This is a genomic window from Flagellimonas myxillae (assembly GCF_023502235.1).
GTDB classification, from domain to species: domain Bacteria; phylum Bacteroidota; class Bacteroidia; order Flavobacteriales; family Flavobacteriaceae; genus Flagellimonas; species Flagellimonas myxillae.
The window spans coordinates 798,367-822,060 of sequence record NZ_JAMFLY010000002.1 but is presented as its reverse complement, the minus strand read 5'-3'; the positions used below and the strand labels follow the sequence as shown (position 1 = coordinate 822,060).

Below are 23,694 nucleotides of genomic sequence, written 5' to 3'. Positions count from 1 at the left end.
AGGGGTTTTTTTATGGCTAAAACCAGCGGGCATCCTTATAGTCAACATTTTTGGAGGCCACTTCCCTGCTTTTGACCACTAAATGGGTCTGGTTCACCTGTCGAGCCCTATACCCCAACAAATGGAAAAACGATTTTACCATAAACTTGGCAATTCGAAGATCTACCAGCAGGGCATCTTTTTTTAGGGATTTCCATTTGATTCCGGGTAATCGCACCAAAATATGGTCCACCTTAAACTTCCGAAGCCCTTTTGAAATCCATAGCAAAACTTTTGGAACAGATCTGATAAAATAGAATCCTTCGCTGCCCAACTCCTGGTATAGTGGCATAAAGATCTGTCTTTTCCGATGTGTAACCAGCCTATTCCCATTGTCCACAGCAAGTTGGGTGCCTTTTGGGATTTTTTGAAAGTTCTCAAAACCGGGCTCCATGATAAACGAACTCCCCGTTTCAATTTCATACTGATAATAGATTTCATAAAACCTATTGGTGACCTCCCCTGCGCTTAAAAGTTCCCGCTTAAAACGGTCCAATTCCTGTACTGAATAGGACACAAGCTCGGTAATCCCCAAGGTAAACCGGATAAAATCGATACAATTTCTAATCGATACTATGTCTTCATGCTTTCCCCCTTCGAAACCCAGGGACACATATCCCAATTCGTTGATATAACTCAATAGGGCGCCCGAAAGGTATTCCTCTATTCCCAAAATAATGGGTAAGGGGTAGTTTGATGCAAATTTCCGATTGAGCAGGCTATCGTTCAGCACCATAAAAGGAGGTGTATCCCCCGAAGTGGTATGCAGATCAATAAAATAATAGGGAGGTTGGTTAAGGGTCAGGATATGGGTCAGCAGCTTATAAAGCTCCCTCATTTCCATTTCATCCGATGAAATTGCATCGTCTTGGGCATCTATCTGGACCAATTCTTCAGCAGACCAAATCCGGTTTAAATCCTTCTCCACAAACCTGACTTTGTTTTTCAAGGCCCCAAGGTTTCCCGCAATACCATAAACCTGGCCGTTTATTTTGGTTTGACGGAGTTTTAGTTCTCTAAACACTTGTTTGAGTGCAAACACCCCTGCTGGTTCGTTGCCATGTATCCCTGCAAAAAACACCACCGTAGGTCCTGGTTCACTCCCTTGAATGTGACCAATGATGCGGTCTATTTCCATAGTTTCTTCAAGGGCATTGCTATATACTTTGACCATAATTATAAATCCACCTTGCTGATGATTCCCACCAAATGCGACCCCACACAAACGGGCAGACTTCCTATCTGGTATTCGTCCATTAGTTTTTTTGCCGTCTTTATTTTGGTTCTTGGCTGTACTGTTACCACTTTTTTAATCATAATATCCGAAACCAAGGCATCGTCTCCATGCATTTCTTTTTCGAGTTCTGATATATGGCTCCAGGTAAGGAGACCGGCCAGTTCTCCTTTTTCGTTTTCCACAGGAATATGATGAATGTTGTTCCATTGCATGATGGATACCGCAAGGTTAGCATAGTCGTTTTCATACAGCTTGATGAGTCTTGTAGACATAATTTGACCTACCCATTGGAGGATTTTCTTTGCCTCGGATTTAGTTTTGACCATTGGCCATTCATGCACAGGTTTATCCGTTTTTTGGTTATCATACATGGCTTCGGTCAATTTCACCAAGACCGAGTCCGTTTTCATTTGGCTCCTAAGGTTCCTAAAATTTTTCACCTGCCATTCGGCGCCTGTACCTATTTTCACCCGGGCTTCAATAACCCCCAATAATCGATCTATGTCGTTTGGTTCAATCCCATATTTCATTAATCCCTGTTGGGCAATGGGCAGAAATTCGTTTAATATGAGTTTTTTAAGGGTAATGGTTTTCCCCATCCAAGAGAGAACCGACTGTCTTCCGGCTATGGCCGTTTTGATAAAGTTGTGCTTGGCCTCTTTAAAGTCCATAATACTAGGCATATCGTCAAACTCAATGGGCCTCCCCACCATAAGCCCTACCCAAAAGGCGAAATTGGCCATTTCATCCAAGACCGAAGGCCCGGAAGGGATATAGCGGTTCTCGATCCGTAAATGGGGTTGCCCATTTCCTAGACCATAGCAGGGTCGGTTCCACCGATAAACAGTGCCGTTGTACAAACTCAGTGCTTCCAGTTTTGGGATGGCCCCATTTTCCAAAAGTTCCAAGGAATTGTTGGCAATGGGCTTGGTCAAGAGGATACGATGTGCAGATATATCTTCCTTGAATATTTCAGCTACTGAATCCTTTTGCCAATGGTTTCCAAACCCAACCCTGGCCACCTGTTCTTTCAGCGCATGGGACCATTTTCGGGTATCCAAACTCTGTTGGAAAAGGGCAATCCGTGTTTCCTTCCAAAGTTCCCTCCCCATGAGCAAAGGTGAATTGCTGCAAACACCCAATACGGGCCCCGCTATAGCCTGTGCCCAATTATAGCTTTTAATAAAGTCTTGCTGGGGAATCTGCAAATGCAATTGAAAACTGGTATTGCACGCTTCGAACAACACGGAGTCGTGCCGTAAGGTAAGTTCATCCACCCCCCGTATTTTTAGGGCAAAATGGTCGCCCCTACATTTCGTAAGCACCTCGTTTAGTTTGTAGTATCTAGGAACTGGGGTCATTGAATCGATCCCCAACTCATTTTTACTGATGGTGGGTAGAATGCCCGTCAAAACAATCTTCACCCCCAACTTTGTAGCTTTGGTTTTTGCCTTTTCCAACAAGTCGGTCAATTGTTCCTCCACTTGGGAAAAACAATCGTCCTGGAGTTGAAAGGGATCTAGATTGATTTCAATGTTATAATTGGCAAGTTCGGTGGTAAAATGGGGGTCATCGATGGCTTCCAATAATTTGATGGACTCCCCAGATGGCCTAAAACCTTCATCCACAAGACATAGCTCTTGTTCGGCGCCAATGCGGACGATATCACTTTCGATAAGGTCTTGATCCAAGATCAATTCCAAGGCTTTGATATCATCAAGAAGATGCTGCACAAAGGCTTTTCGCTCTGTTTGGTCAAACTTGCTTTTGGAAATATGCTCTCCCATATCTATGAACTTGATATTTTTTCGGAACGGTATAAAACTACAAAGGGGGGTCATGTTAAAATATGATACTTATCAGCCCAGGGGGAAGCCATCCTGACAATTATCATGTTTTTTGAAAGGGGCTGGAGGTACTTTTGGTGTATAAATTGAAACGCTATGTGCCTAGTCCAAAAATATAATGTCCCCGGACCCCGATATACCAGTTATCCCACCGTTCCCTATTGGGATTTGGATACATTTTCTGGGAAGAAATGGAAAAACAGTGTACTTCAAGCTTACAAGGAATCTTCGGAAGAGGGCTTAAGTCTATACATCCATCTTCCTTTTTGCGAGAGCATGTGTACGTTCTGCGGTTGCCATAAACGAATAACCAAACGCCACGAATTGGAGCTTCCATATGTTCAAACGGTACTGAAGGAGTGGAAACTGTACTGCGAGCTTTTGGGTTCCAAACCCATCATCAAGGAAATTCATTTAGGCGGCGGGACCCCCACTTTCTTTTCGCCGGAGAATCTAAAGATGCTTGTAAATGGCATTTTGAGATTGGGTAAAAAGGCTTCACATCCGGAATTCAGTTTTGAAGGGCATCCCAACAACACTACCAAAGCCCACCTACAGGCCCTTTTTGATGTGGGGTTCAGAAGGGTCTGTCTTGGTGTACAGGATTACAGTACAACCGTACAAAAAGCGATCAATAGGATACAACCCTTTGAAAACGTAAAAAAAGTGACCGAATGGGCCCGTGAAATTGGTTACACCTCCGTGGGCCACGATATCATTTACGGATTGCCTTTCCAGACCCTAAAGGACGTTAAGGAAACCATAGTCAAAACCAATGCATTAAAGCCGGACCGCATTGCCTTTTATAGCTATGCCCATGTACCCTGGATGAAGGGGAACGGGCAGCGGGGGTATAAAGAGTCCGACCTTCCAACTTCAGATGAGAAAAAACAACAATATGAAATGGGCAAGACCATGTTGGCCGAGTTTGGATACAAAGATGTGGGTATGGACCATTTTGCCCTTCCTACGGACAGTCTGTACCATGCCCTTGAACAAGGGACCCTACACAGAAACTTTATGGGGTACACCCCTTCCAAGACCCAACTTATGATTGGGCTGGGAGTCTCCAGCATCAGTGATAGCTGGTACGGATTTGCACAAAATGTGAAAAGTGTGGAGGAATACCAACATCTTGTCGACCATGGGGTAATCCCCATTTTTAGGGGTCACATCCTTAGTGAAGAGGACCAAATAATACGAAAGCATATTCTAAACCTTATGTGCCGGTTTGAAACAAGCTGGGTACTTGGGGAAATGAGAATCCCGGATTTTCAGAAAATCATTGAGAACCTTGCCGAACTGGAGTCGGACGGATTGGTGGATATTGGCGCCAACCGGATAAAAGTGACTCCTAAAGGAAGACCATTTATCAGGAACATCAGCATGGCTTTTGATCTAAAATTGCATAGAAGAAAGCCGGATACGCGATTGTTTTCCATGACCGTTTAACTTTTAAACCCGAATCAAAATGAAAAGTATTATCGTACCCGTAGATTTTTCGCAACAATCCGAAAAAGCACTAAAAGTGGCCGCTTCGTTGGCCAAAGAACATGGATCCGAACTTTTGGTACTTCACATGCTGGAGCTTTCACCAGCTATCATGTCCGATTCTGGCTATGTGTCCCAAGAACAAATTGTACACTTGATCAAAATTGGTGAAAAACGATTCAGCGAGTTTTTGGACAAGGCCTATTTGAAAGATATCCGCATTACGCCAATAATTAAGCATTACAAAGTATTTAGTGAAGTAAGTGAGGTTGCCGAAAAGCACAATGCCGACCTCATCGTTATGGGGTCTCACGGAACGGATGGGCTCCAGGAAATCTTTATCGGTTCCAATACCGAACGTGTGGTGCGAACCGCAGATATTCCGGTCTTGGTGATAAAGGGTAATGTTGAAAGATTTAGGCCGGAACGTTTTGTATTTGCCTGTGACTTTAAGGAGGAAAATGTCCCATCCTTATTAAAGGCAGTGGAAATGGCCAAAGCTTTTAAGTCACAATTGCACTTGGTGTACATCAACACCCCTGGAGATGAGTTTTTGAGTACCGAAGATGCCTATAACAGGGTTTCCAAGTTCCTAAACCTGGCAAAAGTTGGGTTGGAGGTTCAAATCTATAACGACTATACGGTAGAAAAAGGAGTTCTTAACTATAGTGATTCCGTTGCTGCCGACCTCATAGGTATACCCACCCATGGCAGAAGAGGGCTATCTCACTTCTTCATGGGAAGCATTGGGGAAAATATTGCCAATCATTCCAATACGGCTGTTGTAACCTTTAAAATTTGATTGATTGGTATTTGATTGGGTTTTACGTGATGAAAAGGGAAGCTAAAAGCTTCCCTTTTTTATCCTTGAATGCGAAGTTTACTGATGAAATCTTTCATAGGCAGCCTTTTCCAAAGCTTCCCTATGGTCTGGATGTGCAATGGAAGTTAGGGCCTTTGCCCGTTGTTGAAGGTTTTTGCCATAGAGATTGACCACCCCATATTCCGTTGCCACATAATGAACGTGTGCCCGCGTGGTGGTTACTCCAGCCCCTTCCTTTAGGAAGGGCACAATTTTGGAAACTCCTTTTTTGGTGCTTGCGGACATGGCAAAGATGGGCTTCCCGCCCTCGGACAGGGAAGCGCCCCTTATAAAGTCCATTTGCCCACCTACCCCGGAAAATTGGTAACTACCTATGGTATCGGCACATACCTGTCCGGTCAAGTCTATTTCGATAGCGCTATTGATGGCCGTAACCTTTGGGTTTCTTCGAATTCTTGCCGTGTCGTTGGTGTATCCGGAATCGCGGAAATCACAAATGGGGTTATCATCAATAAAATCATAGAGTTTACGGGATCCCACGGCAAAACAGCTCACAATCTTGCCTCGCTTTACAGCCTTGTCCACGCCAGTGATCACGCCTTGTTCAATCAAAGGCAATACCCCATCCGAGAACATTTCGGTGTGGATGCCCAAGCGTTGGTGGTTATTCAAATTGTCCAGCACGGCGTTCGGAATATTACCTATACCCATCTGTAGGGTGGCACCATCTTCTATCAAGGAAGCCACATTGGTTCCTATTTTATGCTCCAAATCTGAAATTACTCCGGGATTATGCTCATGGATAGGTCGGTCTATCTCGATGGCAAATTCAATTTCATCCACATGCACAATACCGGTCCCGTGGGTTCGCGGCACTGAGGGATTGATCTGTGCAATGATCTTCTTTGCGGTCCTAACCGCAGGTAATGCAACATCCACGGAAACCCCAAGGGAACAATACCCATGCTTGTCCGGCACGGAGACTTGGACAATGGCCACATCCAAAGGCAGTATATTCCGCTTGAACAACCATGGTATCTCACTTAGGAAAATGGGGATATACCCAGCATTGGGTGTATTCACACTTTGTCTGACATTGCCCCCCACAAAGCAGGAGTTCAATGAAAAGGAATTGCAATAAGGTTCTTCCGTATACAAGGCGCTCCCTTCTGTATGGATGGACACAATCTCTACGTTCTCAAGTTCCTTGTGGCGCGCGCATAGGGCATCCACAAGTTCGTTTGGGGTCATGGCCGCTCCTTGTATAAAGACACGGTTTCCCGATTCAACCAAGCCAACGGCTTCTTCTGCTGATGTTATTTTCACTGTATTTTTTTTATTTCTAAGGTTGATGGCACTCCATACTGGTTGTTTCCATTTGGGGACTCATGGGTTTGGGTGATACAAAGGGAATTCCCAATCCCAATCCGCGGACAATGAACAATGCCCCAATAAGTACCACAAATACGGGAACCAACTTTCTGAATTTGGATTTCACCGATGTTGGAAAAATAGAGTGCGAATAGGCTGCTGTGGTCATTAAAGGGATGGTTCCCATGCCAAAAAGTGTCATATAGAGTCCTCCTTGCCATGGATTTCCCAAAGCAATGGCCCCCAAAAGTGCCATATAGACCAGACCACAGGGTAAAAACCCGTTTAAAAATCCAATGGTCAAAAAGGCATCCGGGGTTTTCTTTTTGAGTTCGGCCCCCAGCCTGGACTTTATTTTTCCAAGCAAGGTATATATCGGTCTTGACAATCTATGGGCATTAAAAACCTTGGCCGGAATGAAGACTAATAAGATCATCAGGATTCCCATTCCAATGGACAACTTTTGTTGCATCCCAAATAGGGACAGCCCCTTGCCCAAAAAGCCGAACAAGATTCCAATGGTTCCATAGGCCATGAGCCGTCCTAAATGATAAATGGAAAGTTGGCCTATTTTTTTGGCTTTGTTATCGCGATCCAATGGCAACATAAAGGCAATGGGGCCACACATGCCCAAGCAGTGCAGACTTCCCAAAAAACCCAATGCCAACGCGGATGCCAACATGATTCTAATACGTTAATTTCTCTTTGTGCAAAAAGGTGTTACCTTCATACGACCATTTTATGGCAATGTCCCAGCGACCGCCCACCAAGCTATTGTCAGGTATGAGCAAATGTGCATTGGACAAACTTAATGGAAAGTTATGATCCAAGTGCTTGTTGGACGGTCTGTAAAGGGACACTGTTCCTTTAATTTTTTGGTATTCGAATTGTTTAGGAAAAACAATCCTTAATCCCTCAGGTGTTTTTTCAATGCTGAGTTGGGCGTTCATTTCCGCAGCTGATCTGGAAGCGTCGATTTCCTTCTGATACGCTAGTTCCTGCTTGTAATAGTCATCGGTCACCAAATCGTGGTTGGCCCTGTCATCGGTGCTCATTCGAACCACAAAATATAGGATGAAGGCGATGAAGGCCACAAATGCCAGTACTATACCCGTTCCCCAATTAATTTTCATTTCATTTGGTTTTAGGCGATGAACTATGAGCTAATCGCATTTTTCTCTAAGGCTTCACACAGAGCTCTAATTGTAACTTCTTGGTGCCAAGAACTGGGTTACAGTTGTCTCAATAAGTTTGTCCCCGCTATACACTCCAATTTTAAGCCTATCCTTGTCTCCCGTAAGGGCAGATGCATTGATTTCTATGAACAAAGTGCCTTCGGCCAGTTCCTCGGCGGGCACCGTAAAACTTTCGTGGGAAACCATTTTAATCTCCCCATTATGTGACAATAATTTAAAACTCACATCGGTTACATCGCTTGTGGTTTTATTCACCAATTTATAGGTATACACATTACTGATGATGTTGTTATCCTTTCTTTCATACAACTGTCCGGGTAGCCTAAGAATATTGGCCTCCAATTCGTTTCTAAGGAACAACATTCCAATCAAGATTCCGGTCAGGACAAACAGCACAGCTGTATATCCTTTCATTCGGGCCGTAAACTTGAACTTTTCCTTTTTATTGATCTCGTCCTCACTAGCGTATCTTATCAGCCCAACAGGCTTGTTGATACTTTCCATGATATGGTCACACTCATCAATACAGGCAGTACAATTCACGCATTCGAGCTGGGTGCCATTTCTAATATCGATTCCGGTCGGGCACACATTCACGCACTGAAAACAATCAATGCAATCCCCATGGCCCAGCGCATCCCTATCCTCATTCTTCCTGAACTTTTTGCGTCCTGCTTCTCCTTCGCCCCTTTTATGGTCGTATGCCACCACAATGGATTTGTTATCCAACAATACCCCTTGTAGTCTCCCATACGGACAGGCTATAATACACACCTGTTCCCGGAACCACGCAAAGATGAAATAGAACACCCCTGTAAAAATGAGCAAGGGCACCATGGTTCCCATATGGGCCATAGGGCCATCGGTGATGTAGGCAATAAGTTTGTCACTCCCGATCAGGTATGCCAAAAAAACGTTGGCGATCAAAAAGGAAATAACAAAAAAGATTGTCCATTTCAAGGAACGTTTCCAGATTTTCTTGGCATTCCAGGGTGCCTTGTCCAAACGGGTCTGAGCACCACGGTCACCATCAATCCAGTATTCTATTCTTCGGAAGACCATTTCCATAAAAATGGTCTGAGGGCAAATCCATCCGCAGAAAATACGGCCATATGCCACGGTGAACAAGGCAATAAAAATCACTGCTATGATCATGGAAATCACCACCAGGTGAAAATCCTGTGGCCAAAACGGAAAGCCAAAAATATTGAATCGTCTTTCCACCACATTGAACAACAAAAATTGGTGTCCCTTGATCTTTATAAAAGGAGATGCAAACAAAAAAAGCAACAGGACATAGCTCACATATTTGCGATACTTGTAAAACTGCCCACTGGGTTTTTTGGGATATATCCAAGCCCTTTTTCCTTCTTTGGTAATGGTACCTATGGAATCCCTAAAATTTTCTTCCATTGCAATTTTGATTTACCCCTCTGTCCTTCGGACGTCTCCCCTCGAAAAGGAAGAAATTTAATAGAATTTAATTCATGGCTACATCAGTGGAGTCCGAAGCTTGCTCTATAGGAGCTTCCTCGGTTTCCGTCGGTTCGGGAGCATCGGGATCAATCCAGATATCTCCTTCAGGAGCTTTTGGGTTAGCTGGGGTAGTCCCGCCCATAGTAAGCACGTAACTCGCTACTTGGGCCATTTCCGCTGGTTTCAAACTTTGTTTCCAGGCTACCATTCCCTTACCATCACGACCTCCTTCTGAGATGGTGTTGAACACATTTTTGATGCCTCCACCCAAAATCCAATATTCGTCAGTTAGGTTAGGTCCGATTCCACCGCCACCATCGGCCATGTGGCAAACCACACAGTTATCGGTGAAGATTTTCTTACCGGCATTCAAGTCGGTAGCATCCGATAGGAACTCAACCGTATTGACGTCTACCAAATCCTTGGCGGTCTTTTTGTATTCCTCTATCGCAATTTTGGCCGCGGCCACTTCTTGTTCATATTCACCAGCCTGATCATAATCCCCAATAACATGGAAACGTACCAAGTAGATCACACTAAAGATAATGGTCCCGTAAAATAGGTATACCCACCAAGGCGGAAGAACATTGTCCAACTCCCGGATTCCGTCGTAATTGTGATCCATGATAATTTCGCTCTCCCTTTCAATCTCCCTACTTTTAGTGAGGCGTTTGTACAGGTTCTTGGCCCATGTCCACTCCCGTTTTTTGCTCTTGGATTCCAAATAATTGGCCTTCGCTTCTTCGGAAAGGGTTTGAAACATCACATTTTCTATGGATTTCAGAATCAGCTCAATAGCAATCAAAATCATCAGGACCAACAATAGGAAAAACTGTGTGATCGGGTATTCGATAATGGCAGGTTTATCACCTGAATCTATAAAGTATTCCATCAATCCGAAGATCAAAAAGAAAATTACAGGGATTCGAATCCACCAGGGTGTTCTTGTGCTCATAATTTTATAGTTTGTTAGGTTGATCGTTATCTAATGGCAGTTCGCCCATTTCTTTGATATGTTCCTTGGTAGCGGTAAATACCCACCAAAACAAGGCCACAAAGAATACAAAGAAGATCATTAGCGATATCATGGGATAATTGGCTACCCCCTCTATCGTTTCCATATGGCTTTTTACGAATTTTAACATGGTTTTTCTAGATTTTGGATGGAAGAGCCAAGATTCAAGACCAGAGTTCTTGTTTCTTGATTCTTATTTCTTGACTCCCTCATCCTGATTCTTTTATTCTTTGTTCTCTGATAGTAATTCCTCTGTCTCCTGTACCTTAATATCGGTACCCAAGCGCTGCAAGTAGGCAATTAGGGAAACAATCTCCCTGTCGCGCATCTCCACAAATTCAAGCCCATTTTCCTGTGCATATTTCTTGTCGGCCTCATAGGTCTTGGCAAATTCAGGATCGGTGTAGAGGTTCTTCTCAATGGCTTCTGCCTGTTCCGCCATGGATTGCTGGGCATTCGCAATGTCCTCCTCGGTATAGGGAACCCCTAATTTTACCATGGCCTCCATTTTGCTTTCAATTCCGCTTCTATCGTGTTCGTCCCGAACCAACCATTGGTAGGCCGGCATTATTGATCCTGCTGATGTGCTCTGTGGGTCGTACATATGGTTCAAGTGCCAGTTGTCCGAATATTTTCCGCCAATCCTGAGTAGATCAGGTCCGGTACGCTTACTACCCCATAAGAAGGGGTGATCGTAGACAAACTCCCCGGCTTTGGCATATTCACCATAGCGTTCCACTTCGCTTCTAAAGGGTCTGATCATTTGGGAGTGACATCCCACACAACCTTCCCGGATATACAGATCACGACCTTCCAATTCCAATGGGGTATAAGGTTTTACACTGGTAATGGTCGGGATATTGGATTTTACCAAGATGGTCGGCACAATCTGGATGATTCCCCCGATCAAGATGGCAATGGTCGCCAAAATGGTCAACTGTACAGGTCTTCTTTCCAACCAGTTATGGAAGGTTTCACCAGCTACACGTTTTTTGGAAACCCTGGCCAAGGCCGGAGCTTCTGCCAATTCGTCCTCTACACTGCTTCCTTTTCTAATGGTGACCACCACATTGTAGATCATAATCAACATCCCCGCGATAAACATGGTTCCTCCGATGGCCCGCATCCAGTACATGGGGATAATCTGGGTAACAGTTTCCAAAAAGTTACCGTACACCAAACTACCATCTGGGTTGAACTCCTTCCACATCAAGGCTTGTGTAAACCCGGCCACGTACATAGGCAAAGCATAAAGGATGATCCCTAAAGTACCAATCCAGAAGTGCAAGTTGGCCAAGCCTTTGGAATGCAAGGTGGTCTTGAACATTTTGGGTACCAACCAGTAGATCATCCCAAAGGTTAGGAAACCGTTCCAAGCCAAGGCCCCTACGTGAACGTGGGCAATGATCCAGTCGCTAAAGTGGGCGATGGCATTTACGTTTTTCAGGGACAACATCGGTCCTTCAAAAGTGGCCATACCGTAACCGGTAATGGCTACTACCATAAATTTCAAGGTGGCATCGGTCCTAACTTTGTCCCAAACACCCCTAAGGGTCAACAATCCGTTGATCATACCTCCCCAAGAAGGCGCAATCAACATAATGGAGAACACAACCCCAAGGTTCTGTGCCCAATCTGGCAAGGAAGAATATAACAAGTGGTGTGGTCCGGCCCAGATATAGATAAAGATCAGGGACCAAAAGTGGACGATGGATAATCGATATGAATAAATGGGTCTATTGGCTGCTTTGGGCACAAAGTAGTACATCAGTCCCAAGAAGGGCGTGGTCAAAAAGAAGGCTACCGCATTGTGCCCGTACCACCATTGCACCAATGCATCCTGAACCCCAGCATATACCGAGTAACTTTTTAAAGCGGACACCGGTAATTCCAAACTATTGAAGATGTGGAGTACCGCAACCGTCACAAAAGTGGCTAGATAAAACCAGATGGCTACATACAAATGGCGCTGTCTACGCTTAAATATGGTAGCGATCAAGTTCCAACCAAAAACCACCCAGATTACGGCAATGGCCAAATCTATGGGCCATTCCAGCTCTGCATATTCCTTGGAAGTGGTATACCCCAATGGAAGGGTTATGGCCGCCGCCACAATGATCAACTGCCATCCCCAGAAGTTAATGTTGCTCAGTGCATCACTGTACATCCGCGTTTTGAGGAGCCGTTGTGTAGAGTAGTATACTCCGGCAAAAATGGCGTTCCCCACGAAGGCAAAAATCACGGCATTGGTGTGCAAGGGGCGAATACGCCCAAAGCTCAACCATGAAATACCATCCGTAATGTTCGGGAACAAAAACATAAATGCCAGTAGGAGCCCCACCAACATTCCAACAACACCCCAAAGCATGGTGGCGTATAAAAACTTTTGTACGATCTTGTTGTCGTAACGAAATTGTTGTAATTCCATATTTATTGGTTTGTTCTTTTAGTTTGTGTGATTTCTTTTTGTTCTATGTCTGATTGGGATTCTTGATCCAATAGTTCATCTTCGAAAAGCATGCGGACGGAAGGAGTATAGGCATCGTCGTATTGCCCATTCTTGACGGACAACACGAATGCTGCGAAAAAGACCAGTGCAACTGCAATGCTTATGGCCAATAACACATAAATGACACTCATACCTACCTGAATTTGGGTGTAAAACTACTGTTAGGGTTCTCGCTAAAAAATGACATATATCAGTTTTTATTTCGTAATCTATTTTTCAACAATCCATAGCCATGTGGCAAGCTTAAAAGGGCCGCCACAATGATCAGGTTCTTTCCAATATATTGTCCCAATAAGGTAGGGATCAAGGGCGGTTGTTGAAATGATTCCAATGGAAACAAAATCAACGGGGCAAAGGTCAGGGCCATGTGGGCAAGGGCAACCCCCACCGTGAACTTTCGCCATAACCCCAGTAACAAAAGCAGACCAATACCAACCTCTAGGATGGCCAATAATATAATGGCCCACGAATCGGGTAAAACTCCCAGGGTGAGTTGATGGATGGTGTTCTTGGCCAGGCTTTCCGCCGGGCTTGCATCTGGAAAGAACTTTAAGCTCCCAAACCATAGATAAACAAATCCAATGCTGATCGCGAGCAGGTTGGGCCTTATTCTTTCCCTTGTTTCATAAATTAATTTTTTGAGCACGTTGTTAGTTTTTAGTTAGTTGAGTTTTCGTCCGAGGACATTGGTCATTACGGTGGTGAACAATACAATGCTTATAGAACTCAAAGGCATTAAAATGGCCGCTATAACCGGTTGTAATTGTCCTGTGACCGCAAAATACAATCCCACCAAATTGTAGCAGAGCGATAGTGCAAAGCTCATTTTGATGATCTGTATTGATTTTTTCGAGAGCTGCAAGAAAGTGGACAAGCGGGTAAATTGTGAAGCGTCCAAAATACCGTCGCAGGCGGGGGAAAACACGTTGATGTCTTCCGAGACCGCAATACCCACATCGCTTTGTGCCAAGGCACCAGCATCATTTAGTCCATCGCCCACCATCAGCACTTGATGTTCCCGCTGTAAATGCTGTATGTGTTCCAGTTTATCCTCTGGTTTTTGATTGAACAACATCCGCGTTTTAGCTGGTAATATTTTTTGAAGTTGCTTGCGTTCCCCATCATTATCCCCAGAAAGAATTCCAATTTGCATGGATTGGCCCAAAGCCCCGAACACCTTGGAAACACCCTCCCGATAGCTGTTCTTGAACACAAATCGCCCTTTAAAATCGTCATCGGAACTTATATAAACCGCCGTATCGGCCGAAGTGGTCGCCAAATCCTTTCCCACATAACCCGGAGAACCAATTTTGATGGAACGCTCGTTGATCCGGCCCTCGATACCTTTCCCGGTATGCTCCTGGAATTCATCCAGGGTCATGATCTCATTGGACTTTAAAATATCGTACAAGGACCTGCTCAATGGATGGTTGGAAGCCCGCAAGGTGGTTTTAAGCAAGGTATTTTCTTCCGGACTCAGTTCCACCCCTTCGTAGAGGATAGTATCCTTGGCCGTGGTGGTCAAGGTTCCGGTCTTGTCGAAGATGGCCGTGTCTATTTTGGCCAATCGTTCAATAACGTTGGTGTTCTTTAAATACAATTTGTGCCTGCCAAAAATGCGGAGCATATTCCCCAGGGTAAAGGGTGCGGCCAAGGCGATGGCACAAGGGCATGCAATGATCAATACAGCCGTAAACACATTAAGGGCCATGCTCGATTCATAGAACAACCAAAAAATAGTGGCTACTGTGGCAATGGTCAGTACAGCGGCGGTAAACCGTTTTCCAATACTATCGGTTAAGGTTTGGAAAGCGCTTGCCTTGTCCTTGGAAAAAACGGAGTTGCCCCAAAGCTGGGTAAGGTAACTCTGGGAAACGGACTTTAGCACTTCCACTTCCAAAAGTCCTGAAAGTTGCTTGCCCCCCGCAAAGAGTTTTTCCCCGGATTCTTTGATTACGGCCTGCGATTCCCCCGTAACAAAACTGTAATCGATTTCGGCCGAGCCCTTGATCAGGATACTGTCCACTGGGATGATCTCATTGCTGCGAATGAGCAGCCTATCCCCTACCTTGACCTTGTAAATCTGAATGTTTTCTTCGGTCTTATCCTGTTTCAAACGTGTAACGGCAATAGGAAAATAGGATTTGTAATCCCTTTCAAAAGAAAGGAAAGCATAGGTGCGTTGTTGGAAAAACTTCCCAAGGAGAAGAAAGAACACAAGGCCCGTTAGGCTATCAAAAAAGCCAGAGCCCAAATCAAAAACAATGTCCGCGGTACTTCGTAAAAACAAGGTGAGGATTCCCAGGGCAATGGGCACATCAATATTCAAAAGTTTGGAGCGCAATCCCTTATAGGCCGAAACAAAATAATCTTGTGATGCATAAAACACCACGGGGAGCGAAAAGGCGAACATCAGCCATCGAAAGACCGGCTTGTACTGTTCCAACCAGAATTCCTCCACTTCAAAATATTCTGGAAAGGACAGCAGCATCACGTTGCCAAAGGCAAACCCGGCAACCCCGAGTTTATAGATCAGGGAGCGGTCTTTTTTCTTTTCCTTTTTTTCGTATTCATCCAACGAAATGTAGGGCTCGTAACCAATGCTGCTCAGCATCAGAACCAAACCCTTTAGGGAAAAATCGGTTGAAGTATAGGTGACCCGAAGGGTCTTCTTTGGAAAATCCACTTGGGAATTACTGACCGCAGGGTGCAACTTGTTCAAGTTTTCCAGCACCCAAATACAGGAACTACAATGAATGGACGGAATGCTCAGGTTGATCACCTGCACCCCTTCCTCATTAAACTCCAAAAGCTTGCCTACGATTTCCTGATTGTCCAGAAAATCATATTTGCTCCGTACTTCTTTTGGGGTATTACCCGCCTTGGCCTCTATCTCATAAAAGTTGGAGAGGCCGTTTGAAGTAAAAATCTCGTACACTGTTTTACAGCCATGACAGCAAAAATCCCTTTCATCAAACCGCACCTTGTCCCTGCCACAGTCATCACCACAGTGATAACATGTCATGTTTGCCATTTACATTTGCTTAACCTGAGGCAAAATTGAAGCACATCTTCCTTTAAAAATATGATATTTATCAGTTTAAGATTAATCCTATTGGATTAATTTTGTATATCAGATAAACCAAAAGACTATGGACAGCAGGTGTGAAAATTGCATTATCAGACAGTTCAACTCCCTGAGGGCCATGAGCAAAGAGGAGCTGAAGCAGGTTTCTGATACCAAAACCACCAAAAAAATCAAAAAGGGGGAACCCATTTTTGAGGAAGGTGATAAACTCAATGGGGTTTATTGCGTTCGCGATGGGGTTTCCAAACTTTCCAAACTCAGCGCCAATGGCAAGGACCAAATTGTAAAACTGGCCACCAAAGGGGAGGTCATTGGTCAACGCTCTGTGATCGCTGAGGAGTCTACCAATCTTTCGGCCGTTGCTGTCAACGACATGGAAGTTTGCTTTATTCCAAAGGAGAGCATTACCCATACCCTTCACAAAAATCCTGATTTTACCTTGGAGGTGCTGCGCCATATGGCCCATGATCTTAAAGAGGCCGATGACGTGATCGTGAATATGTCTCAAAAAACGGTGAAGCAACGTATTGCCGAGGCTATTCTTTATCTGAAAAACAATTTTGGCGAGGACGACGAAGGCTTTTTGGCCCTAACGCTCTCGCGGGAAGATATTTCCAATGTGGTGGGTACCGCCACCGAATCTGCCATCCGAATCATTTCCGAATTCAAGAAAAAGGGGTTGATCCACACTTCGGGCAAACGTATTGGCATCAAGAATGAGCGGAAACTAGTAGAATTGGTTGAGGGCTTCTAGACCGCAAATCCAAAAACTGACAATTGTCATAGTATCCCTTTTTGCGTTACGGTAATTTTACCTTGACTTTATTTTTAGCCGAATGCAGAAGATTTTAATACCTACGGATTTTTCAGACAACGCATGGAACGCCATTGATTATGCCATGCAATTGTTCAGAAACAAGAGCTGCACGTTCTACTTGCTCAACACCTATACCCCCGTTATCCCCAGTGGCCGCTTTATGGCCAAGATGATCGATGGGGTACGCATTGTGGATGCGGTACGGAATGCTTCCGAAGAAGGACTGCAGAAGACCGTGGATAAAATCCAGAGCAAATACCGGAATCCCAAACACAGTTTTGAGACCATTTCCTCCTTCAATCTGTTGACCGAGGAAGTTAAGGATTTGGTGGATAGCTTCGGCATACATTTAATCGTTACGGGTACCAAGGGAGCATCGGGCATTGAAGAAGTTTTTATGGGCAGCAATACCGTGCGCATCATCAAAAACACCAAAAAATGCCCCATTTTGGCCATTCCCCAGCATTTTCAGTTTGTGACACCCACGGAAATTGCCTTTGCCACCGATTTTAACCGTTTTTACACGGCCTCTGAACTAAATCCGTTGTTGGAACTGGCCCAGATGTTCCAGGCCACCATCCGGATCGTGCATGTGCAGTACGGAATAAAGGCCCTTTCGGAACTCCAGCAATTTAACCTGAACATGCTTCGGCGCTACCTAAGTGGCCACGAGCATTATGTGCACACGGTTTCCGAACTCAACTCGGTTTCCCAGACCTTGGAATTGTTCTCCCAAGAATTGAACATCCATTTACTGGCCATGCTGAATTACCAGCACAGTTATTTGGAGCAAATGACCCGGGAACCCATTGTAAAACGTACGGCTTTCCACACGCAAATTCCGCTGTTGGTGATTCCCGAACTGGGCATGGAAGGGGTAGCCGATAACAAGATGGAAGAAGAAGAAGAAGAAGAGACCGTCAGCCGATAACCTTATTTTTCCCGATTTTCTTTTTGATGCAGGGGCCTACCTTGCATTCGGTTCCAATTTGACCTAATTTAGATGGGATGCCCCAAGGATAGCGGGCATTGCAATTTATTTTGCGTCTTTTTATAAAACTGCCGTCCACCTATATAAAAACCCGATGACAGCAACCATATGGAACACCTTTAACCAACAACTCCTGGGATTTATTAAGGCCCGGGTGAACAGCAAGGAAACCGCAGAGGACATCTTGCAGGAGGTATTTATTAAAATCCATAAAGGGGTGGACAAACTCAAGGACAGCAGCAAAATTGAAAGCTGGATCTACCAGATTACCCGAAATTCGATTATAGACCATTACCGCAAACGAAAACTCAGCACCCAAGAATTGAATTTTGACACCGCGCTCCCCGAAGAAATCGATGAGGCGACCCTGGATTTTACCGAATGCCTAAAACCATTTATACAGCAGCTTCCGGAAAAGTACAAGGACATTCTGTGGAAAACCACCTACGGGAACCAATCCCAGACGGATTACGCCCAGAGCAACGGCCTCACCTATTCCACTACCAAATCGCGGATGCAACGCGCCCGCAAACATCTGAACCAGCTGTTTAACCAATGTTGCAGCATAGAGGCGGACAAGTACGGGAACATTATCGATGTAGAAAAAAAGGATTGCAGTTGCTAATTTTTGCATCTTTTTTGCAGGTCCCCGTCTATAAGGGTGAACATAAGTTCAATAACATTTAATATAGATAAGACATGAAAAATCAAGACAACTGTTGTGGTGGACATTGTAGCTGTAAAACCGCTAGTGCCAATTGCCAGAGCGACGGTGGGTGCTGCTAAGGCATCCACAATTCGAAACAAAAAGGGGGAAGCTTTGCTTCTCCCTTTTTTTATTGGACCAAATTCAACCGCCATAAAAATGGCGAATGATGATGTTGAATAACCTGAACCACCCCAACTCCAATCAAAAAGGTTTTGTAGAATAAACCAGTTTTTGGACATTTATAGGTAACTAATTCCTGTAGACCATGTCCAATTCCTTTCTTAGATATACCCTCTTGATCATTTCCGTACTTGCCATTACTTATTTTTTGTGGGAAGGATGGAAATCGAGCCATTCCGAATTTGACACCCTGGTCTGGTCCGATGAATTCGATGGGGAGGGGCCCATAGACACCAACAAATGGTTCCAGCAGACCCAATTGCCACCGGGCGGTAGTTGGTGGGGCGGACTCGTTCAACACTACACGGACCGGGAAGCCAATGCCTATCAAAAAGATGGAAACCTATACATGATGGCCAAAAAAGAGACTTTCGAAGATCAGGGCGAGACCAAACAGTACACCGCTGCCCGATTAAATTCGAAGTTTGCCTTTACCTACGGAAAGGTGGAAGTAAGGGCCAAAGTCCCCAAAGGCGTGGGCACCTGGCCCGCCATTTGGATGCTGAACAAGAACATCAGCGAGGCGGGTGCGTATTGGGAACAACAAGGTTTTGGGACCACAAGTTGGCCGCATTGTGGCGAAATCGACATTATGGAGCACTGGGGCAAGAACCAAGATTTTGTACAAAGTGCGGTACACAATGGGTCAAGTTATGGGCATACCGTGAAAAATTTGGGTGGGCAACACATAAAGACTGCATCCGACCAGTTTCATGTGTATGTTTTGGAATGGACTCCTGAAAAAATGACATTTAGCGTGGACGGCAAAGTACATTATACCTATAACCCAGCCGTGAAGAATGCAGATACCTGGCCCTTTGATATGGACTATTATATACTGTTCAATATTGCCATAGAACCGGATATTGACCCCAACTTTACAGAAAGCCCCATGGTGGTGGACTATATTCGGGTTTACCAGTAACCTCGACAGGTTTTAGGTTTTAATTGAGCCTATGTTCCCTTACAAAAGTCCAATCTCAATTTTATTTAGGATATTTAAGATGTAAAATCAATGCAGATGGCAACTATGGACAACTTAAGAAATGGATTGATCCACAAGATCAAGACCATTAATGACAAGGATTATTTGGAAGCGTTGGATCATCTACTTTCGGCTGGCTCCCAATCCTTGGACGCCGTTAAACTTACCCAAGAACAAAAGGCAATGTTGGAGTTGAGTGAGGACGATATCGAAAATGGAAGGCTTATTTCCCAAGAAGCTATGGACAAACGTAATCTTGAATGGCTCCAAGGCTTGTAGCCTGGACCAAGACAGCAGATATTCAGTTTGTAGGCATTCTAGAATATTGGACAAATAAAAACAAATCCACCCTATACCCACAGAAGCTTGTACAGTTGGTCTCCAAAAGGACCCAGCTGATTTCCACAAACCCATTCATTTTTAAACCCACCCATTTTAAAGGGGTACGCGTAGCTCCATTGGGGCATTTTAATATGTACTACAAAGTCACCAAGGAGCGGATTATCATTACCGCCTTTTGGGACAATCGGCAAGACCCTAGGAAACTTTGGGAAATATTGCGAAAATCAACATAAGTTAAAGGGAGGCATAGCCTCCCTTTTTTTTAACCATTTTGAAAGGTATCCTCAATTAAATCCCAAAGCACCTTTACTTGGTAGAGGGCGCGTTTTTCTTCCCCGTCCAAGATTTCCTCGGAGTGGTATACCACAATATCGTGCACCAATTTTAGGGCCTTTACCCTGTCTGGGCCATCTAAAGGGCTTACATACTCCAGGAGTGCTTGTTGTGCTGGGGAGGGTTGGGAAATTTTGTGTGCGCCTTTGGGCGCAAGTGCCACATTGCAATGCGGGCAGCGGTTTTGTTCATTCTGATTTGCCATAAATAATGTGTTTTGGTTACGTGACCAAACCTGGCGTTGCTTATACTCAGAATGCGTTGACGTGCTAAATATACGGTATAAAAAAAATGGTGGTTGAGCATACTGCTTATGGGAATGGCAGTTGTGGATATCCACCCATAATGGCACAAAATTTAGGATCGGCCAAATATGCGCTTTTAGATAAAAAGTAGGTTATATCCTTTCAAAAGGGAAGGTTATGCGTATAAAATTGGGTACATTGGGGATATAAACGAGTTGTATGCCATTAGAATAAAATGACTGAAATAGATATATATAGCGGTAAGTTTTATCTGAACGGACAGTGTTTTAAAACACAGATTGATTCTGAATCTACTGATAGTCAAACGGTCGGAAAAAATTCATATTCAAACACATCTCTGAATGGAGTAATTTCTAATATACCATTCAAGGCAACTGGATACTACAAAAACAAAAAGCTTAAGAGCATAAGCCTAACTATTGAATCAGAATATTTAAAAGCTAATTATCACCCCCCTAAAGACATTGATTCTAGAGAATATCTAACACCATATGTTGATTTTTGGGAGAACTTGACAGAGGGACTAATGAATGAATTACTGAATACCGTAAAACGTAAGTTTGCATGGGGAAAAGTGCAAGTTCAAGTTGACCCACGCGGACCGACTGTTTATGGTGAAGTCAAGTACCGATAATACATAAATTAAACGGCATACAACATGGTATATAGCAAATAGGGCGGGCTAATAGTGGGCTACCGGAAGATGGTGTTCAAATTCGAGCCAAACCAACGGTTTGGCTTTGTAGCCGCAAGCAAACATTACATGTATCTACTGCCCTACTTGCCATATACTAACCGTTACCCACAATATGAGAAAACCGAATATGACACAAACTTTACTCTTCATTTTAGTAATCGGAATAGGATTATTTTATGCAATTAAATATGGAAATAAAGCCAAAAAAGATATTGCTGACTATCAACAAAAGACTGAAAAACAAACGGAACAAAATCCTTATCCTGATATGCGGAAAATGGCATTTTCAGTTACCCCCGAACAATTGGAATTAAATGGGACTAAAGAAAATGACCTTTACGGAATTATAGCGGAAATGGATATGGGCGGAGCGATTGCCACAGTTGTAACTTTTATTCCTGGAGACACAAGTTTATATTTAAGCACTGGAGTAGGATTTATTGGCGCAGGACAACACGAAGACGTTCGGAAAATTGTAAAAAGATTTGTGGAAAACGGACAACAATATTTGGTTAAAGCAAACAAAATTGAAAAACCTGAATTGCCAAAAAGCGGAATTACAAACTTCAATTTTTTAACTGGAAATGGAATTTATAGCATAGCTAAAAATACAAGTGAACTTGAATCTGGAAAATCGGAATTTTCAAATCTGTTCACTGAATTGAACGAAGTAATAACACAAATTCGAGTGAAAAGCGGTGGATAAAAAATACTGTGGGTAACAATGGCTATAATTCATTGTAGTTTTGTGCCACACCAAAGTAAAAGTATAAATCAAACGGTTGGATTTCGGCGGAATAATCCTGCGGATGATTCCACAACGAAATCATAGCCGAGACCGTTGTGTGCCATTTGAGAAAAATATGAACGAACCAATAATAATTGCTGAATTAGGGAAAATTTGGGGAAGAGATGCAATTTATCTTGACGGAATTGAATTTGACGGAACTCATTCTGTAAAACTGACAGGAGATTTTAATGGTTCATTATGTGAGAATGTTGAAAATGAAAAATGGATTTCTTACGAATTGACATTTAAGGGAATATTGGAATTTAAAATGACCGAATTGGACTTTTTCTCGGATACGGAATATGCTTCCAGCTTTGAAAAAGTTATTGACTCTGATAGAATAAATGATTTTTCTAAAAGTTCGCAGAACTTTAAATTAAAGGACTCACACGAACATTATATCTTTCATACTTATGACGATGTAATTGAAATAATTGCGAGTGAATTTGAATTAAAACTTAAACCAAAAAAAGAATAAAAATGGACACACAACAATGGCTATAAGTAATTGCTTGTTCTCGACTACTTCTGAAAATCCTCGCGGATTTTCAGTTTGGTGTGTACTTGCAAAGTTTAGTGCTAAACCACGCAACTACTCATAGCCGAAGCCGTTGTAGCCAATTTAACCCAAATGCAGAAAACAGAAGAGTTTATTGAAAATAGAATTAGATGGAGAGCTTCAAAACACGATTTACCGAATAAAAATGTTCATTTATTTGAGAATTTAACGACTGGTAAAAAAGCGGAATATTTGACTCATTTCAATGAGAATGATTGTGGGAAAATAATTTTACTATTTACCGATTCAAAAAAGTACTGGACAGCAATTGGAACAAAAAAAATTATTGGTTTTGACGGAACTAATTATAACTCTGTCGAATTGAATTCCATAAAAGATGTTGATTCTAAAAATCGGAAAGAATATTTTGAGCAAGCAGAAGCAGGAGAAACAAAACTGAAGAAAATTAAAAAACGGAATGAACGTGAATTATTGATTACTGAATTCAATGGAAATGAAACTATTTTTATTACAAAAAAGGGAAGTGATTTATTTTCACTTTGGAATATAATGTTAATGATTACACAACTGAATGAAAAAATTCCGACTGACATTAATAACTGAAAATCAAAAATCTCTTGAAAAAGCAAAAAAGTTTGCGGAAATGATTCGTGAAACTTTGAATTGTAAAAATGGATATGAAATTTCAAAATATGAAAAATTTGAAAACTCATATCGAATTGATTTTATTGGCCAAATAACAAGTGGGAAAAACACTGCTGAGGAGTCAATAGAATTGACTGACCGAATTTGCTCACCTTGGACTGCAACTTATGAGCGAACCGAAAATAATGTGGAATTGATGTTTAATAAATCGGACATATCTAACTTTCGGAGAACTGAATTTAATGTGCTAAACTGGGCGGAATTTGGTATTGAAAATGAATAAAAACTGGCTACAACAATGGCTATAAGTAATTGCTTGTTCTCGCC

General features: G+C 43.2%; 27 protein-coding genes. 13 read left to right on the top strand and 14 right to left on the bottom strand.

The annotated features are described in order from the left end of the window. Nucleotides 1-16: 16 nt before the first annotated feature. Both M3P07_RS12090 and M3P07_RS12085 read right to left on the bottom strand, forming a co-directional pair. The gene (locus M3P07_RS12090; protein WP_249970169.1) at nucleotides 17-1,213 is read right to left on the bottom strand and encodes a succinylglutamate desuccinylase/aspartoacylase family protein; all 1,197 of its coding nucleotides are present in this window, start codon (nucleotides 1,211-1,213) and stop codon (nucleotides 17-19) included. A 2-nt stretch (nucleotides 1,214-1,215) separates the two neighbouring features. Continuing rightward, nucleotides 1,216-3,063, bottom strand: coding sequence for a glutamate-cysteine ligase family protein (locus tag M3P07_RS12085; RefSeq protein WP_249970168.1), 1,848 nt, complete (start codon nucleotides 3,061-3,063; stop codon nucleotides 1,216-1,218). Between the two features lie 156 nt (nucleotides 3,064-3,219). Here M3P07_RS12085 and hemN point away from each other — a divergent pair, with 156 nt between their 5' ends. Together hemN and M3P07_RS12075 are read left to right on the top strand one after the other, a co-directional pair. Further along, a complete protein-coding gene (gene hemN / locus M3P07_RS12080; RefSeq protein WP_249970167.1) occupies nucleotides 3,220-4,575 on the top strand; it encodes an oxygen-independent coproporphyrinogen III oxidase in 1,356 nt (451 codons plus the stop codon). A gap of 19 nt (nucleotides 4,576-4,594) precedes the next feature. After that, nucleotides 4,595-5,416 (top strand): universal stress protein, encoded by an 822-nt coding sequence (locus tag M3P07_RS12075; RefSeq protein WP_249970166.1) that lies wholly within the window; start codon nucleotides 4,595-4,597, stop codon nucleotides 5,414-5,416. 78 nt (nucleotides 5,417-5,494) lie between these two features. Here M3P07_RS12075 and M3P07_RS12070 read toward each other — a convergent pair whose 3' ends face one another. The 10 genes from M3P07_RS12070 to M3P07_RS12025 form a co-directional block, all read right to left on the bottom strand. Continuing rightward, complete coding sequence (locus M3P07_RS12070; RefSeq protein ID WP_249970165.1) at nucleotides 5,495-6,763, bottom strand: acetyl-CoA hydrolase/transferase family protein; 1,269 nt, start codon at nucleotides 6,761-6,763, stop codon at nucleotides 5,495-5,497. A 16-nt stretch (nucleotides 6,764-6,779) separates the two neighbouring features. Further along, a complete protein-coding gene (locus M3P07_RS12065; RefSeq protein ID WP_249970164.1) occupies nucleotides 6,780-7,490 on the bottom strand; it encodes a sulfite exporter TauE/SafE family protein in 711 nt (236 codons plus the stop codon). 4 nt (nucleotides 7,491-7,494) lie between these two features. Continuing rightward, complete coding sequence (locus M3P07_RS12060; protein WP_249970163.1) at nucleotides 7,495-7,941, bottom strand: FixH family protein; 447 nt, start codon at nucleotides 7,939-7,941, stop codon at nucleotides 7,495-7,497. Between the two features lie 66 nt (nucleotides 7,942-8,007). Further along, nucleotides 8,008-9,417, bottom strand: coding sequence for a cytochrome c oxidase accessory protein CcoG (gene ccoG, locus M3P07_RS12055; protein WP_249970162.1), 1,410 nt, complete (start codon nucleotides 9,415-9,417; stop codon nucleotides 8,008-8,010). A gap of 67 nt (nucleotides 9,418-9,484) precedes the next feature. After that, nucleotides 9,485-10,435 carry a cbb3-type cytochrome c oxidase N-terminal domain-containing protein gene (locus tag M3P07_RS12050; protein ID WP_249970161.1) on the bottom strand — a complete coding sequence of 317 codons (951 nt, stop codon included), beginning with the start codon at nucleotides 10,433-10,435 and terminating at the stop codon, nucleotides 9,485-9,487. A 4-nt stretch (nucleotides 10,436-10,439) separates the two neighbouring features. After that, nucleotides 10,440-10,625: a CcoQ/FixQ family Cbb3-type cytochrome c oxidase assembly chaperone gene (locus M3P07_RS12045; protein ID WP_249970160.1), complete on the bottom strand. Its 186-nt coding sequence runs from the start codon at nucleotides 10,623-10,625 to the stop codon at nucleotides 10,440-10,442. Nucleotides 10,626-10,718: 93 nt separating this feature from the next. After that, complete coding sequence (gene ccoN / locus M3P07_RS12040; protein WP_249970159.1) at nucleotides 10,719-12,923, bottom strand: cytochrome-c oxidase, cbb3-type subunit I; 2,205 nt, start codon at nucleotides 12,921-12,923, stop codon at nucleotides 10,719-10,721. Nucleotides 12,924-12,925: 2 nt separating this feature from the next. Next, nucleotides 12,926-13,135, bottom strand: coding sequence for a cbb3-type cytochrome oxidase assembly protein CcoS (ccoS, locus tag M3P07_RS12035; protein WP_249970158.1), 210 nt, complete (start codon nucleotides 13,133-13,135; stop codon nucleotides 12,926-12,928). Nucleotides 13,136-13,194: 59 nt separating this feature from the next. Beyond that, complete coding sequence (locus M3P07_RS12030; RefSeq protein WP_249970157.1) at nucleotides 13,195-13,650, bottom strand: hypothetical protein; 456 nt, start codon at nucleotides 13,648-13,650, stop codon at nucleotides 13,195-13,197. Between the two features lie 15 nt (nucleotides 13,651-13,665). Next, nucleotides 13,666-16,038 (bottom strand): heavy metal translocating P-type ATPase, encoded by a 2,373-nt coding sequence (locus M3P07_RS12025; protein WP_249970156.1) that lies wholly within the window; start codon nucleotides 16,036-16,038, stop codon nucleotides 13,666-13,668. Nucleotides 16,039-16,156: 118 nt separating this feature from the next. On the opposite strand from M3P07_RS12025, the gene M3P07_RS12020 reads away from it, so the two are divergent. The 3 genes from M3P07_RS12020 to sigZ all read left to right on the top strand — a co-directional run bounded on the left by M3P07_RS12020 (nucleotide 16,157) and on the right by sigZ (nucleotide 18,525). Beyond that, entirely contained in the window at nucleotides 16,157-16,846 is a 690-nt protein-coding gene (locus M3P07_RS12020; protein ID WP_249970155.1) for a Crp/Fnr family transcriptional regulator, read from the top strand. A gap of 82 nt (nucleotides 16,847-16,928) precedes the next feature. Continuing rightward, nucleotides 16,929-17,840 (top strand): universal stress protein, encoded by a 912-nt coding sequence (locus M3P07_RS12015; RefSeq protein WP_249970154.1) that lies wholly within the window; start codon nucleotides 16,929-16,931, stop codon nucleotides 17,838-17,840. Nucleotides 17,841-17,994: 154 nt separating this feature from the next. Further along, nucleotides 17,995-18,525: an RNA polymerase sigma factor SigZ gene (sigZ, locus tag M3P07_RS12010; protein ID WP_249970153.1), complete on the top strand. Its 531-nt coding sequence runs from the start codon at nucleotides 17,995-17,997 to the stop codon at nucleotides 18,523-18,525. On the opposite strand, the gene M3P07_RS12005 is transcribed toward sigZ, so the two are convergent. Next, nucleotides 18,522-18,848, bottom strand: coding sequence for a hypothetical protein (locus tag M3P07_RS12005; protein ID WP_249970152.1), 327 nt, complete (start codon nucleotides 18,846-18,848; stop codon nucleotides 18,522-18,524). The two genes, sigZ and M3P07_RS12005, sit on opposite strands and share 4 nt — an antisense overlap. 26 nt (nucleotides 18,849-18,874) lie before the next feature. Here M3P07_RS12005 and M3P07_RS12000 point away from each other — a divergent pair, with 26 nt between their 5' ends. From M3P07_RS12000 to M3P07_RS11990, 3 genes are all read left to right on the top strand, one after another. After that, nucleotides 18,875-19,714: a glycoside hydrolase family 16 protein gene (locus M3P07_RS12000; RefSeq protein ID WP_249970151.1), complete on the top strand. Its 840-nt coding sequence runs from the start codon at nucleotides 18,875-18,877 to the stop codon at nucleotides 19,712-19,714. Nucleotides 19,715-19,810: 96 nt separating this feature from the next. After that, the gene (locus M3P07_RS11995; protein WP_249970150.1) at nucleotides 19,811-20,053 is read left to right on the top strand and encodes a hypothetical protein; all 243 of its coding nucleotides are present in this window, start codon (nucleotides 19,811-19,813) and stop codon (nucleotides 20,051-20,053) included. Then, complete coding sequence (locus M3P07_RS11990) at nucleotides 20,035-20,349, top strand: type II toxin-antitoxin system RelE/ParE family toxin (RefSeq protein ID WP_249970149.1); 315 nt, start codon at nucleotides 20,035-20,037, stop codon at nucleotides 20,347-20,349. Before M3P07_RS11995 ends, M3P07_RS11990 begins: the two co-directional genes overlap by 19 nt. A 29-nt stretch (nucleotides 20,350-20,378) precedes the next feature. Here the strand turns inward: M3P07_RS11990 and M3P07_RS11985 are convergent, their stop codons facing one another. Beyond that, nucleotides 20,379-20,654 (bottom strand): hypothetical protein, encoded by a 276-nt coding sequence (locus tag M3P07_RS11985; protein WP_249970148.1) that lies wholly within the window; start codon nucleotides 20,652-20,654, stop codon nucleotides 20,379-20,381. A gap of 275 nt (nucleotides 20,655-20,929) precedes the next feature. Between M3P07_RS11985 and M3P07_RS11980 the strand changes: the two genes are divergently transcribed. From M3P07_RS11980 to M3P07_RS11960, 5 genes are all read left to right on the top strand, one after another. Further along, on the top strand, nucleotides 20,930-21,349 hold the full coding sequence (locus M3P07_RS11980; RefSeq protein WP_249970147.1) for a hypothetical protein: 420 nt from the start codon (nucleotides 20,930-20,932) through the stop codon (nucleotides 21,347-21,349). Nucleotides 21,350-21,524: 175 nt separating this feature from the next. Next, nucleotides 21,525-22,118 carry a hypothetical protein gene (locus tag M3P07_RS11975; protein WP_249970146.1) on the top strand — a complete coding sequence of 198 codons (594 nt, stop codon included), beginning with the start codon at nucleotides 21,525-21,527 and terminating at the stop codon, nucleotides 22,116-22,118. A gap of 157 nt (nucleotides 22,119-22,275) precedes the next feature. Further along, nucleotides 22,276-22,680: a hypothetical protein gene (locus M3P07_RS11970; protein ID WP_249970145.1), complete on the top strand. Its 405-nt coding sequence runs from the start codon at nucleotides 22,276-22,278 to the stop codon at nucleotides 22,678-22,680. 153 nt (nucleotides 22,681-22,833) lie between these two features. Then, the gene (locus M3P07_RS11965) at nucleotides 22,834-23,325 is read left to right on the top strand and encodes a hypothetical protein (protein ID WP_249970144.1); all 492 of its coding nucleotides are present in this window, start codon (nucleotides 22,834-22,836) and stop codon (nucleotides 23,323-23,325) included. Continuing rightward, nucleotides 23,294-23,650: a hypothetical protein gene (locus M3P07_RS11960; RefSeq protein WP_249970143.1), complete on the top strand. Its 357-nt coding sequence runs from the start codon at nucleotides 23,294-23,296 to the stop codon at nucleotides 23,648-23,650. The genes M3P07_RS11965 and M3P07_RS11960 overlap by 32 nt, the downstream gene beginning before the upstream one ends. The last annotated feature ends 44 nt before the right edge of the window (nucleotides 23,651-23,694 follow it).